The organism is Terrabacter sp. P2_E3, from assembly GCF_056403915.1.
This window is the reverse complement of sequence record NZ_JBFUEN010000026.1, coordinates 1-12,306: the sequence shown is the minus strand read 5'-3', so window position 1 is coordinate 12,306 and position 12,306 is coordinate 1. Positions and strand designations below refer to the sequence as shown.

The 12,306-nt window shown below is 72.5% G+C and carries 13 protein-coding genes; 6 read left to right on the top strand and 7 right to left on the bottom strand.

The window, feature by feature from the left end; translation table 11 throughout:
* On the bottom strand, positions 1 to 1,662 hold a 1,662-nt coding region (locus AC1DW8_RS22555), incomplete at its 3' end, for a UvrD-helicase domain-containing protein (protein WP_478095937.1).
* On the opposite strand from AC1DW8_RS22555, the gene AC1DW8_RS22550 reads away from it, so the two are divergent.
* The gene (locus AC1DW8_RS22550; protein WP_478095936.1) at positions 1,655 to 1,882 is read left to right on the top strand and encodes a hypothetical protein; all 228 of its coding nucleotides are present in this window, start codon (positions 1,655 to 1,657) and stop codon (positions 1,880 to 1,882) included. The two genes, AC1DW8_RS22555 and AC1DW8_RS22550, sit on opposite strands and share 8 nt — an antisense overlap.
* Here the strand turns inward: AC1DW8_RS22550 and katG are convergent.
* From katG to moeB, 5 genes are all read right to left on the bottom strand, one after another.
* The gene (gene katG, locus AC1DW8_RS22545) at positions 1,875 to 4,058 is read right to left on the bottom strand and encodes a catalase/peroxidase HPI (RefSeq protein WP_235508555.1); all 2,184 of its coding nucleotides are present in this window, start codon (positions 4,056 to 4,058) and stop codon (positions 1,875 to 1,877) included. The two genes, AC1DW8_RS22550 and katG, sit on opposite strands and share 8 nt — an antisense overlap.
* Positions 4,059 to 4,130: 72 nt before the next feature.
* Positions 4,131 to 4,559 carry a Fur family transcriptional regulator gene (locus tag AC1DW8_RS22540; RefSeq protein ID WP_056770740.1) on the bottom strand — a complete coding sequence of 143 codons (429 nt, stop codon included), beginning with the start codon at positions 4,557 to 4,559 and terminating at the stop codon, positions 4,131 to 4,133.
* Between the two features lie 31 nt (positions 4,560 to 4,590).
* Complete coding sequence (locus tag AC1DW8_RS22535) at positions 4,591 to 5,334, bottom strand: DUF4386 family protein (RefSeq protein ID WP_478095935.1); 744 nt, start codon at positions 5,332 to 5,334, stop codon at positions 4,591 to 4,593.
* Between the two features lie 169 nt (positions 5,335 to 5,503).
* Entirely contained in the window at positions 5,504 to 6,244 is a 741-nt protein-coding gene (locus AC1DW8_RS22530; protein ID WP_082619347.1) for an MGMT family protein, read from the bottom strand.
* A gap of 10 nt (positions 6,245 to 6,254) precedes the next feature.
* The gene (moeB, locus tag AC1DW8_RS22525) at positions 6,255 to 7,433 is read right to left on the bottom strand and encodes a molybdopterin-synthase adenylyltransferase MoeB (RefSeq protein WP_056821898.1); all 1,179 of its coding nucleotides are present in this window, start codon (positions 7,431 to 7,433) and stop codon (positions 6,255 to 6,257) included.
* A 102-nt stretch (positions 7,434 to 7,535) separates the two neighbouring features.
* On the opposite strand from moeB, the gene AC1DW8_RS22520 reads away from it, so the two are divergent.
* The 4 genes from AC1DW8_RS22520 (at position 7,536) to AC1DW8_RS22505 (ending at position 9,518) form a co-directional block, all read left to right on the top strand.
* Positions 7,536 to 8,228: a TetR/AcrR family transcriptional regulator gene (locus AC1DW8_RS22520; protein ID WP_478095934.1), complete on the top strand. Its 693-nt coding sequence runs from the start codon at positions 7,536 to 7,538 to the stop codon at positions 8,226 to 8,228.
* A 56-nt stretch (positions 8,229 to 8,284) separates the two neighbouring features.
* The gene (locus AC1DW8_RS22515; RefSeq protein WP_026864027.1) at positions 8,285 to 8,506 is read left to right on the top strand and encodes a DUF3107 domain-containing protein; all 222 of its coding nucleotides are present in this window, start codon (positions 8,285 to 8,287) and stop codon (positions 8,504 to 8,506) included.
* A gap of 283 nt (positions 8,507 to 8,789) precedes the next feature.
* Positions 8,790 to 9,062: a GlsB/YeaQ/YmgE family stress response membrane protein gene (locus tag AC1DW8_RS22510; protein WP_056770754.1), complete on the top strand. Its 273-nt coding sequence runs from the start codon at positions 8,790 to 8,792 to the stop codon at positions 9,060 to 9,062.
* Between the two features lie 192 nt (positions 9,063 to 9,254).
* The gene (locus AC1DW8_RS22505) at positions 9,255 to 9,518 is read left to right on the top strand and encodes a GlsB/YeaQ/YmgE family stress response membrane protein (RefSeq protein WP_056770758.1); all 264 of its coding nucleotides are present in this window, start codon (positions 9,255 to 9,257) and stop codon (positions 9,516 to 9,518) included.
* 138 nt (positions 9,519 to 9,656) lie between these two features.
* Here AC1DW8_RS22505 and AC1DW8_RS22500 read toward each other — a convergent pair whose 3' ends face one another.
* A complete protein-coding gene (locus AC1DW8_RS22500) occupies positions 9,657 to 10,385 on the bottom strand; it encodes a ferritin-like fold-containing protein (RefSeq protein ID WP_478095933.1) in 729 nt (242 codons plus the stop codon).
* 250 nt (positions 10,386 to 10,635) lie between these two features.
* On the opposite strand from AC1DW8_RS22500, the gene AC1DW8_RS22495 reads away from it, so the two are divergent.
* The coding region (locus AC1DW8_RS22495) for a DEAD/DEAH box helicase (protein WP_478095932.1) at positions 10,636 to 12,306 on the top strand (1,671 nt) is incomplete at its 3' end.

Here is a 12,306-nt window from a genome sequence, read left to right as displayed (position 1 = left end):
GTCGTCGGCGACGCGCGCCGCCGCGGCGCCGGCGGCGAGCGCCGTCGCGATGCGTTCGGCGGGCCGGGCGGTCGACCCGAGCATCCGGGCGCGGGGCTGCGACTGGAGCACCTCGGCGAGCAGCTCGTCGCTGGACCGCCCACCGCCAGAGGCGAGCTCGTCCTGTCGGAGCAGCCGTCGCAGTCGTCGCAGCCCGACGGTGTCGCTCCCCCCGACGGGGGACAGCACGAGGTCGGCGGCCCGCACGGGGTCGATGACGTGGGTGTCGCCGCGGTGCTCGGCGCGAGCGATGGCGATGCTCTCGTCGAGCAGGTGCAGCAGCGGGCGCACCGCGCTCTCGTCGCGGACCGGAGTCTCGGCGCTGCCGGCCTGGACCGGCACCCCGGCCTGCCCGAGCAGGCGACGCATCGCGTCGGCGCGGCCCGATCCGCGCACGATGACGGCCATGTCGGTCCAGGGCACGCCCTCGACGAGGTGCGCCCGGCGCAGCAGGGCCGCGACGTGAGCCGTCTCCTGGGCGGCGGAGCGCAGCAGGGCCACCTCGACGGTGCCCCGCGACGGGTCGCCGGTCGCCGACGACATCCGGCGCTGCTCGCCGCCGCCGAGCGCCCCGATGCGCCGCGAGACCCGGTCGGCCACCCCCACCATGGCCGCGCCGAGCCGGTGGGTCCGGTCGAGGACGACGGTCTCGCTCGCACCGTCACCGGCGTCGTCGATGAGGTCGAAGAGCCCGCCGACGAAGCGGGGGTCGCGCCCGCTCCCCGCGAGGTCGGTCCAGCCGTCGGCGAGGAAGCGCGGGTCGGCGCCGCGGAAGGTCTGGACGGCGACGTCGGGGTCGCCGAGGAGGACCACCCGAGGGCCACCGGCGCGGGCGACGACGCGCAGCAGCCGCGCCGCTGCCGACGTCAGCTCCTGGGCGTCGTCAACGACGACGAGGCGGATGCGCTCGTGCAGCCGGTCGAGTGCCGACGGGTCGTCATCGAGCAGCTCGGCCACCGCGGTGAGCACCCACGCGGGGTCGTAGGAGCCGTGCCGGCTGAACGAGGTGACCTGGTCGTACTCGCGCAGCACGTGCGCCGCCGCAGCCCACTCGGGCCGGTCGTGCTCGTCGGCGAGCCGAGCGAGATCGTCCGGGCCCTGCCCCAGCTCGACCGAGCGCATGAGCAGGTCGCGCAGCTCGTTGCGGAAGCCGCGGGTCGTCAGCGCCTCGCGCAGCTGCTCGGGCCATGCCGGCCCCCGCACCTCCCCCGACGCGTGCCCGGCGAGCAGGTCGCGCAGGATGACGTCCTGCTCGGGGCCGTTGAGCAGCCGGGGCGGTGGGTCGCCGCGCAGCGCCGCCTCGGCCCGGAGCACCCCGAAGCCGAAGGCCTGCCACGTCCGGGCGAGCGACTCGGTGGACGTGCCGCCGAGCCGCGCCGTGACCTGCTGGCGCAGCGCGCCGGCCGCGCTGCGGCTCGAGGTGAGCACGAGGCACGAGTCGGCCCGCAGCCCCTGACGGCGCACGGCGTCGACGACGAGCTCGACCGCGACGGTCGACGTGCCGGTGCCCGGCCCGCCGAGGACCCGCAGCACCCGGGCCGAGGAGTCGAGCGCGGCCTGCTGCCGCTCGTCGAGCCGCACCTGCGCCGGGGCGAGGGCGGGAGCTCGACGGAGGATGACCACCGGAGGATTCCATCACGCCCGACCGACAGCCGCGCACGACCCGATGGCGTATGCCGTCCGCCCCGTCCCGGCGGACGCGCCCCGCTCCTGCCTCGGCGGGGCCCAGGCCCTCGGTGACGCGACCTCGACCCAGCCGCCCGCGGCGCGAGCGGGCACGCGAAGGGCCCGCGACGGCATACGCCATCCCGGGCCCCGTGCGGTGCTTCAGGCCGTCACCTGACGTCGAAGCGGTCGGCCTCCATGACCTGCGACCAGGCAGCGACGAAGTCGTGGACGAACTTCTCGGCGGCGTCGTCGCTCGCGTAGACCTCGGCGAGGGCGCGCAGCTCGGAGTTGGAGCCGAAGAGCAGGTCGACGCGGCTGCCGGTCCACGTCTGCTCGCCGGCGGCGTTCGTCGCGGTGAACGTGTCGCCGCCCTCGTTCGCAGCGGTCCACGTCGTGCCGAGCTCGAGCAGGTTGACGAAGAAGTCGTTCGTCAGCGTGCCGACGCGGTCGGTGAGGACACCGGTCGTCGAGCCACCGGTGTTGGCGCCGAGGACGCGCAGCCCGCCGACGAGGACCGTCATCTGCGGGGCCGAGAGGCCGAGCAGGTTGGCGCGGTCGACGAGGAGGTACTCGGCCGGCACGCGGCCGGGCTTGCCGACGTAGTTGCGGAAGCCGTCGTGCCTCGGCTCGAGGTAGCCGAACGACTCGACGTCGGTCTGCTCCTGCGTGGCGTCGACGCGGCCGGCGCGGAAGGGCACCTCGACCGTGACGCCGCCTGCGGCAGCGGCCTGCTCGACCGCGACGTTGCCGCCGAGGACGATGAGGTCGGCGACCGACACGGTGGCCCCGCCGCGACCGTTGAAGTCGGCCTGGATGCCCTCGAGGGCGCGCAGGACGGTCGCGAGCTCGGCCGGGTCGTTGACGTCCCAGCCGCTCTGCGGCTCGAGGCGCACGCGGGCACCGTTGGCGCCGCCGCGCTTGTCGCTGCTGCGGAAGGTCGACGCGGACGCCCACGCGGCCTTGACGAGCTGGGTGACGGTGAGGTCGGAGTCGGCGATGGCCTGCTTGAGGGTCGCGACGTCGTCGGCGCCGATCGCCTGACCGGTGGCGGCGGGCAGCGGGTCCTGCCAGAGCAGCTCCTCCTGCGGCACCTCGGGGCCGAGGTAGCGCTCCACCGGGCCCATGTCGCGGTGGGTCAGCTTGAACCACGCGCGGGCGAAGGCGTCGGCGAACTCGGCGGGGTTCTCGTGGAAGCGGCGGGAGATCTGCTCGTAGGCCGGGTCGACCCGGAGCGACAGGTCGGTCGTCAGCATCGTGGGCAGTCGCTTGGCGCCGCCCTCGTCGGGCGCCGGGATGATGGCCTCGGCGTCCTTGGCGACCCACTGGGCCGCGCCGGCGGGGCTCTGGGAGAGCTCCCACTCATGGCCGAAGAGCATGTCGAAGAAGGTGTTGTCCCACTGCGTCGGCGTGGGCGTCCACGTGACCTCGAGGCCTGAGGTGATCGCGTCCTTGCCCTTGCCCGAGCCGAAGGACTGCTTCCAGCCCAGGCCCTGCTCCTCGAGGCCGGCGGCCTCGGGCTCCTTGCCGACGTACTCCAGCGGGTCGGCCGCGCCGTGCGTCTTGCCGAAGGTGTGGCCACCGGCGATGAGGGCGACGGTCTCCTCGTCGTTCATCGCCATGCGTGCGAAGGTCTCGCGGATGTCGCGGGCCGCGGCGAGCGGGTCCGGGTTGCCGTTGGGGCCCTCGGGGTTGACGTAGATGAGGCCCATCTGGACCGCGGCGAGGGGGTTCTCGAGGTCACGGTCACCGGTGTAGCGCTCGTCGCCGAGCCACTCGGCCTCCGAGCCCCAGTAGACGTCGGCGTCCGGCTCCCAGACGTCCTCGCGTCCGCCGCCGAACCCGAACGTCTCGAAGCCCATCGTCTCGAGGGCGACGTTGCCGGTGAGGACCATGAGGTCGGCCCACGAGAGCTTCTGGCCGTACTTCTTCTTGACCGGCCACAGCAGGCGGCGGGCCTTGTCGAGGTTGCCGTTGTCGGGCCAGGAGTTGAGCGGGGCGAAGCGCTGCTGGCCGGAGCCCGCGCCGCCGCGACCGTCCTGCACGCGGTAGGTGCCCGCGCTGTGCCAGGCCATGCGGATCATGAAGGGGCCGTAGTGGCCGAAGTCGGCGGGCCACCAGTCCTGCGAGTCGGTGAGCACGGCGGCGATGTCGGCCTTCACGGCGGCGAGGTCGAGGCTGGTGAAGGCCGCGGCGTAGTCGAAGTCGTCACCGAGCGGGTTGGCGACCGCGGGGTTCTTGGAGAGGATCTTGAGGTCGAGGCGGTTGGGCCACCAGTCCTCGTTGCTCGTGCCCGCGGGGCGGGTCGACCGGTCGTGGGCCACGGGGCACTTGCTGGCCTCGGGCTCGTTCATCTCGCCGACTTCGGCGTTGGGCTGGTTGAGCTCAGACACGAGGACGTCCTTCTCTTTCTGGGGTGGGCAACTTCAGGAGGCGGCCTCGGCGGCGCACGCAGGGCAGATGCCCCAGTACGTCACCTCGGCCTCGTCGATCACGAATCCGTGAGGGTCGGATGCCGTGAGGCAGGGGGCGTGGCCGACGGCGCAGTCGACGTCGGCGATGGCACCGCACGAGCGGCACACCACGTGGTGGTGGTTGTCGCCGACACGCACCTCGTAGCGGGCGACGGAGCCCGTCGGCTGGATGCGGCGCACGAGACCGGCGTCGGTGAGGGCGCGCAGGACGTCGTAGACGGCCTGGTGGGACACGTCGCCGGCGACCTCGCGGACGCGGCGGATGACGGTGTCGGTGTCGGTGTGCGGGTGGTCGTGCAGGACCGAGAGGACGGCGACGCGCTGGCGCGTGACGCGCAGACCCGCCTCGCGCAGCTGCACCTCGACGTCGGCTCCGGTCATGTCCCGAGTCTCCCGACTTGTCTGGAACAAATCAAGTCTTGACCACTCTCTGGCGACCGAGCCGGTAGAGGTGCCAGGCCACTGCGGCCATCCAGATCGGCAGCAGGACCCCGTAGACGACGTAGAACCCCTCGACGACCGTGCGCAGCGCCTCGGCCGCGATCCCGAGCACCCCGGCGACCACCCCCAGCCAGGCCACCCAGCGAGGGAAGACCCCCCGCAGCATGACGACCGAGACGAGGAGCAGGCCCACGGTCGTCAGGGGCCCGACGACCGACGTCGTGCGGTTCTGGGCGATGAGCGTCTCGGCCGCTGTCGCGAGGGCGAGCCGACGCGCGGGCCCGGCCACGGCGAACTGGTCGCTGAGGTGGACGAGGGCCGGTGCGCCCGTCGTCGTCGTGGGGATCGTCAGGGTGAGTGCCCAGGCTCCGCCACCGATGGCCGTGCCCAGGGCGGCCAGGCTCCGGTCGAGGTGCTTGAGCGCCGGGAAGAGCGACAGGTAGACCACCGCGGCGAAGACTCCCGGGACGAGCCACAGCTGCTGCTGGACGACGTAGAGCGATCGGTGCGCGGCGATGTGGGCGAGCGTGGCCTCGCCGCCCTCGGTGGGCGCGGCCGGAGCCGCCACGGCCACGACGATGCCGGCCGTCACCATGACGACGAAGACACCGGCGCAGACCCCACCGATCCGGTAGAGGCGGGCCCACGACGGGTCCGCCCCCGTCACCGCGGTGCTCGCGCTGCCCGGCGCCGAGGCATACGTGGACGTGACCATCGGACCGTCTCCTTGGTGACCTGGCTGACGACGTGGCGTCACCCTCGTGAGCGACCCACAGCCACGGGCCGCTCTCCCACCCTCACGCGCCGCAGCCCCGACCGGCAGGGCCGAAGGTCCCGGCAGGGGTCCCGACGTCCGGACGGGGCCGTGCGTCCGGGATCCGGCGTCAGGTGTCAGCCGCGACGACCTCGACCTCGAAGCCCTCGCCGCTCTCGAGGTAGGCGGCGTAGTGCTGCGGGCCACCGGCATACGGGTGGGTGTCGGCGAACATCAGCGTCCAGCCGCCCTCGCCGCAGGCGTCGACGAGCGCGTCGACCTCGGCGCGCGAACCGCCGTGGAAGGCAAGGTGGTTCAGGCCCGCGCGGGTGCGCTCATGGCGTCCGGCGACGACGTCGGGCCCGGCCTCGACGACGACGTAGAGCGAGCCGAGCTCCCACGCCTGTCCGTGCCCCCAGTCGTCACCGAGGTGGTAGCCGAGTCGTCCGAGCAGCCAGCCCCACTCGCGCGTGGCAGCGGTGATGTCGTCGACCCAGATCTCGATGTGGTGCAGGCCGCCGCGCGGCACCGCTCCCCCGGCGGCACCGGACGCCGCCGGCGCTCCGCCGAAGTCCCAGCGCGCGCGGCCCATGTCGGCACGGCCACCCTCGACGAGCCCGCCCACCATGGGCGTCCCCTCGGCCCGCCAGTGCTCGAGGGCCTCGTCCTCGAGCCCCTGCGGCGGCCGACCGTCGGAGCGGATGACCCGCCACCACGGCAGGTCGGACCCGTAGCGGCTCATCACGGTGCCGACCGTGCGCGGACCCATGCCGCCGAGTCGCTTGGCGATGTCGCCGTAGGCGAGCACCCGCCCCTCGGGGATGGTCGCGACGAGGTCGAGCACGCGCTCGGCGTGGTCCTCCAGCGGCACGGGCGTCCTCTCAGTACTCGGGTTGGCTCGGGTCGATCTCCCGGAGGTAGGCGAGTATGCCGCCCTCGACGTTCGCGACGTCCGTGAGCCCCGCGCGGAGCGCGAGCCGCGTCGCCTCGGCCGATCGGCCACCCACCTTGCAGTGGATGAGCACCCTTCTGTCCGTGGGCAGCTCGTCGAACGCCTCCCCGGACCGGAAGCGGTCGAGGTGAATCGCGACGGCGCCGGGGATCGAGGCGATGGCCCGCTCCTCGTCACCGCGCACGTCGACGAGCAGGGGCGGCTCGTCGGCGGCGAGCTCGCCCACCATGTCGTGGACGGTGACCGTCGGCAGGTCGCCCTCGTCGTGGGCGGCGGCACCGGGCACGCCGCAGAACTCGACGTAGTCGATGAGCTCGGTGACGGTCGGCTCGTCGCCGCAGACCGGGCACTCGGGGTCGGCCCGGACCGTCAGGGTGTCCCAGGTCTGGCGCAGCGCGTCGTGGACCACGAGCCGGCCGACGAGCGGCTCGCCGATGCCGAGCAGGAGCTTGATCGCCTCGGTCGACTGGATCGACCCGATGGCGGCGCACAGGACCCCGAGCACGCCGCCCTCGGCGCAGCTCGGCACCGAGCCGGGTGGCGGCGGGTCGGGGAAGACGCAGCGGTAGCACGGCCCCTGACCGGCCCACCACACCGAGACCTGGCCGTCGAAACGGAGGATCGAGCCCCACACGTGCGGCTTGCCGAGCATGACGCAGGCGTCGTTGACGAGGTAGCGGGTCGGGAAGTTGTCGGTGCCGTCGACGACGAGGTCGTAGTCGCCGATGATCCCCAGGGCGTTGGCCGAGTCGAGCGCGACGTCGTGTCGGACCACCTCGACGTGCGGGTTGACGCGGTGGACGGCGGCCTCCGCGGACTCGGTCTTGAGTCGACCGATGTCGGCGTCCGAGTGGATGACCTGGCGGTGGAGGTTCGTGAGGTCCACGACGTCGGCGTCGACGACCCCGATCGTGCCGACCCCCGCGGCGGCGAGGTAGAGCAGCGCGGGCGACCCGAGACCACCGGCACCGACGACGAGCACCCGGGCGGCCGCCAGGCGCTCCTGTCCGTCCCGGCCCACGTCGGGCAGCAGCACGTGGCGGGCGTACCTCGTCGTCTCGGCCTTGCTGAGCGCCCGACCCGTCTTGACCAGCGGATCCGTCGACATGCCCTCACCGTACTGCTCGGTATGGTGAGACGGACACGGTCGTCTGCGGGGGCGGACGCCGAGGACCGACGAGCAACGCGCCCACACCCGAAGAGGATCCGCATGGCAGACGAGACCACCCCGCCGGGCCGCGGCCAGCGGCTGCCCCGATCGGAGCGGCGCGCCCAGCTGCTCGACGCCGCTCTCGGCGTCTTCGTCGAGAACGGCTACCACGCTGCCGCGATGGACGACATCGCCGCGCGGGCCGGGGTGTCCAAGCCGGTGCTCTACCAGCACTTCCCCGGCAAGCTCGAGCTCTACCTCGCGCTCATCGACCAGCACACCGGCGAGCTCGAGCAGCTCGTTCGCGACGCCCTGGCCCTGTCGGACAACAAGGCCCGCATCAACACGATGACGCGCGCCTACTTCGACTTCGTCGGCCAGGAGGGCGCGGCGTTCCGGCTCATCTTCGAGTCCGACCTCGCCAACGAGCCCGAGGTGCGCCGCCGTCTCGACCAGATCGACCTCACGTGCGCCGAGGCGATGGCCGAGATCATCCGCAGCGAGACCTCGATGGACCAGGAGGAGGCCGTCCTCGTCGGCGTGGCCTTCGTCGGCCTGGCGCAGACGTCGGCCCGCCACTGGCTGACCCACGAGGCGACGCTCTCCAAGGAGACGGCCGTGCGCCTCACCGCTGCGCTTATCCGCCGCGGCTTCGGTGCGTTCCCGGTCGTCGGACGGGGCGACGGCCGCAGCGACGAGGGCGACAGGCCCGGCGGCGCGGCCAGGGAATCGGTCGGCACGCCGGCTCGTTAAGGTGACGACAGGACGCGGTCGACCGCGTCCACCAGAACTGAGAAAGCAGGTTTGACGTGGAGGTCCGCATCGGCGTGCAGAACGTGGCACGCGAGATCACCTTCGAGACGACCCAGAGCAGCGACGAGATCTTCGCCGCCGTCAAGGCGTCGCTCGGCTCCGAGGCCCTCGAGCTGACCGATGACAAGGGCGGTCGCATCATGGTCCCGTCCGCCTCGATCGGCTACGTGACGACGGGTGCCGAGCGCAAGTCGGGCGTCGGCTTCGGCGCTCATTGAACGCGTCCGAGGAGCACGACCCCGCCGACATTCCCGATACCGGCCACGGCGACCGCCGCGACCCGCCGGAGGACCACAGCCCGAGGACGGGCCGTCCAGGCATGACGAAGGCCGCCGACCACCACGGTCGGCGGCCTTCGTCATGCCCGCCGAGCCGGCGTCCCGACACGTCCTCCGTCGGGGTGTGGCCCGGAGCGACCATGCGGGTACAAGGTGGAGGAACGAGCCGGGATCGCCGGGTCGTCGCCGCCCGTCCTGCGGGCTCGAAGGAGGAAGCGTAGACATGATCGGAACCATCCTTGCCGCCCTCGTCGCGGGTGCGATCGTGGGACCGCTCGCCCGGCTGGTGCTCCCCGGGAAGCAGGACATGAGTGTCCTGCTCACCGTCATCCTCGGTGCCATCGGCTCCCTGATCGGCGCGTTCATCTACTACAAGGCCACCGGTGTCAACGACACCAAGGGGATCGACTGGATCTCCGGCCTGATCGGCGTCGTCGTCGCAGCCGCGCTCATCGTCGGCTACGGCATGATCACCGGCAACCGCCAGACGCGCTGATGCTTTCGGACGGGCTCCCGACCCGGGTCGCTCGTCCCCTTCGTCCCCTCGCGGGCGAATCCCCGTGGAATTGGCAGGCGCCACATCCACCACACCAGCCCCACGCGATGGGACATTGATCTCGTCGCATGTGTTGTCCGCACCCCTCGCGGACCAAACGGTCGCCCCTGTGGCGGCCAGAAGGAGCGTCACATGATCGGAACAATCATCGGGGCCATCATCGTCGGTGCCATCATCGGTGCACTCGGCCGTCTGATCCTCCCCGGCAAGCAGAACATCTCGCTCGTCGTGACGATCCTCATCGGCATCGTCGCCAACGTCCTCGTGACGTTCGTCGTGCGCCAGCTCGGCTACTCCAACAACTCAGGCATCGCGTGGATCCCGCTGATCCTCGGCGCCATCGTGGCGGCGATCATCATCGTTCTCTACGGCCGCATGAGCCACAAGTCGGTCTGACCGACCGCACGACCGAAGGGCCCAACCGCACGCGGTCGGGCCCTTCGGCATGTCCGCCCACCGCGTGGCGTATGCCGTGTCGCCCGGTCCGAGGGACCGCGGCATCCGTCGGTGGCCGGGAGGGCGGCATACGCCCCCTCAGGCCGACAGGCCGAGGCGCTCCATCCGGCGGGAGTGCTCGTCGGTGAGACGGGCGAACATGCGGCCGAGCTCGGCCAGGTCGGCCCCGGCGCGCCCGGGGGCCCCGACGAGGATGCTGGCCAGCGCGTCCCGCTCGACGCCGACGCGCTGGGCCTGGGTGATGGCCTCGCCGACGAGACGACGGCCCCAGAGCGCGAGCCGGCCCGCGAGGCGCGGGTCGGCGGCGATGGCCTCGCGGACGACGGTGACCGCGAAGTCGGCCTGACCGGTGTCCTCGAGGACGCTGACGACGAGCGCGCGCGTGTCCTCGTCGACGTAGCGCGAGATCTCGCGGTAGAAGTCCTGGGCGATGCCCTCGCCGACATAGGCCTTGACGAGTCCCTCGAGGAAGTCGGAGGCTGCCGTGCGCTCGTGGAAGGCGTCGACCGCCGGCACGAACGGCTCCATGGCCGACTCCGGCTCGACGCCGAGGGACTGGAGGCGCTCGGTGAGCACCGAGTAGTTCTTCAGCTCGTGGGCGGCGAGGACGGCGAGCGCCGACTTGTGATGCAGCGTGGGCGCGAGCTCGGCGTCCTTGGCCAGCTGGCTGAAGGCACGCAGCTCGCCGTACGCGAGCGCACCGAGCAGGTCCGTGACGGCGGCGAGGTAGCCGGGCTCGTCGGTGCTCTCCTCGCGGCTCCCATGGTCCGTGTCGACGTGGGGTCCGGGCGTCGCGTCGTCGCTCATGCGCCCAATCTAGTGAAGGAGTTCGGGCGTTCTGCCCGCATGCCGGTAGACTGGGCTTGACAACTCGGTGCCCGGTCGGCCCGATGGTTTGCCCAGATGGTGCTCGCGGAGTCCCCGCGCACCGGTGGAGCCCGCGCCGCGTCCAAGCAGTGCGAGAGCCACCCACCGTCCCTGACAGTCTCCGATCGGCCCGTCACGCGCCACTGAGCTCCCGCACCGTCGGGGTGCTCGTGCCGATCGAGAGATGCCCATGACCCAGCCCCACGAGACCCCCGCCGACGCGGGGGTCGCCACGGACGCGCCCGAGCCCACCGTCGCCGAGACGGTCGCGGACACGGCTCCCGAGGCCCCCACCGAGTCGGCCGAGCCGCTCACCCCCGAGGCCGAGGAGCCGGTCGCCCCCGAGCTGACCTTCGCCGACTTCGACGTCCACCCCGACATCGTCGCCTCGCTCGCCGAGCACGGGATCGTCCACCCCTTCCCCATCCAGGCGATGACGCTGCCGGTCGCCCTCGGTGGCCACGACATCATCGGCCAGGCCAAGACCGGCACCGGCAAGACCCTCGGGTTCGGCGTGCCGATCCTCAACCGCGTCCTCGCCCCCGGCGACGCCGGCTTCGACGAGCAGGCCCGTCCGGGCAAGCCGCAGGCCCTCGCCGTCGCCCCGACGCGCGAGCTCGCCGTCCAGGTCGCGAGCGATCTCGAGCGGGCCGGCCGCAAGCGCGGCGTCCGCGTCCTCACCGTATACGGCGGCCGCGCCTACGAGCCGCAGATCGAGGCCCTCAAGAAGGGCGTCGAGGTCGTCGTCGGCACGCCCGGCCGCCTCATCGACCTGGCCAAGCAGGGTCACCTCGACCTGTCGCAGGCGCGCACCGTCGTGCTCGACGAGGCCGACGAGATGCTCGACCTCGGCTTCCTGCCGGACGTCGAGACCCTCATGTCGCTGACGCCGGCCTCGCGCCAGACGATGCTCTTCTCCGCGACGATGCCGGGCGCCATCGTGGCCCTCGCCCGTCGCTACATGTCCCAGCCGACGCACATCCGCGCGATGGGCGACGAGAACGAGAACGCCCACACGGTCAAGGCCGTCGAGCAGTTCGTCTACCGTGCGCACGCCATGGACAAGGTCGAGATGCTCTCGCGCATGCTCCAGGCCAACGGCCGGGGGCTGACGATCATCTTCAGCCGGACCAAGCGCACCGCCGCCAAGGTGTCCGACGAGCTCGTCGAGCGTGGCTTCGCGGCTGCCGCGATCCACGGTGACCTCGGGCAGGGTGCCCGCGAGCAGGCGCTGCGCGCCTTCCGCAACGGCAAGGTCGACATCCTCGTCGCCACCGACGTCGCGGCCCGCGGCATCGACGTCGAGAACGTCACGCACGTCATCAACTACCAGTGCCCCGAGGACGAGAAGACCTACCTGCACCGCATCGGCCGCACGGCCCGCGCCGGCAACACCGGCGTCGCGGTGACCTTCGTCGACTGGGACGACCTGCACCGCTGGGCGCTCATCAACAAGACGCTCGACCTCGGCATCCCCGAGCCGCAGGAGACCTACTCGAGCTCCGACCACCTCTACAGCGACCTCGACATCCCCACCGACGCCAAGGGCCGCCTGCGTCGCTCGCAGCAGAAGCTCGCGGGCCTCGGTGCCGAGGAGATCGAGGACCTCGGTGAGACGGGCAAGCGCCACGGCAAGTCCGGCGCGGGCGCCGGAGCCGGTCGCGGCGACCGTGACCGGGGTGAGCGCGGTGACCGCGGTGGCGACCGCGGGCGCTCGCGCTGGGACCGCGGCCGCGGAGACGCCGAGGCGAACGGCTCGTCCGGCTCGTCAGGCTCGTCCGACGCCGGTGAGACGCCGGCCGCCGAGGGTGGCGAGAGCCGCCCCCGCCGCAGCCGCAACCGCCGTCGCACCCGTGGCGCC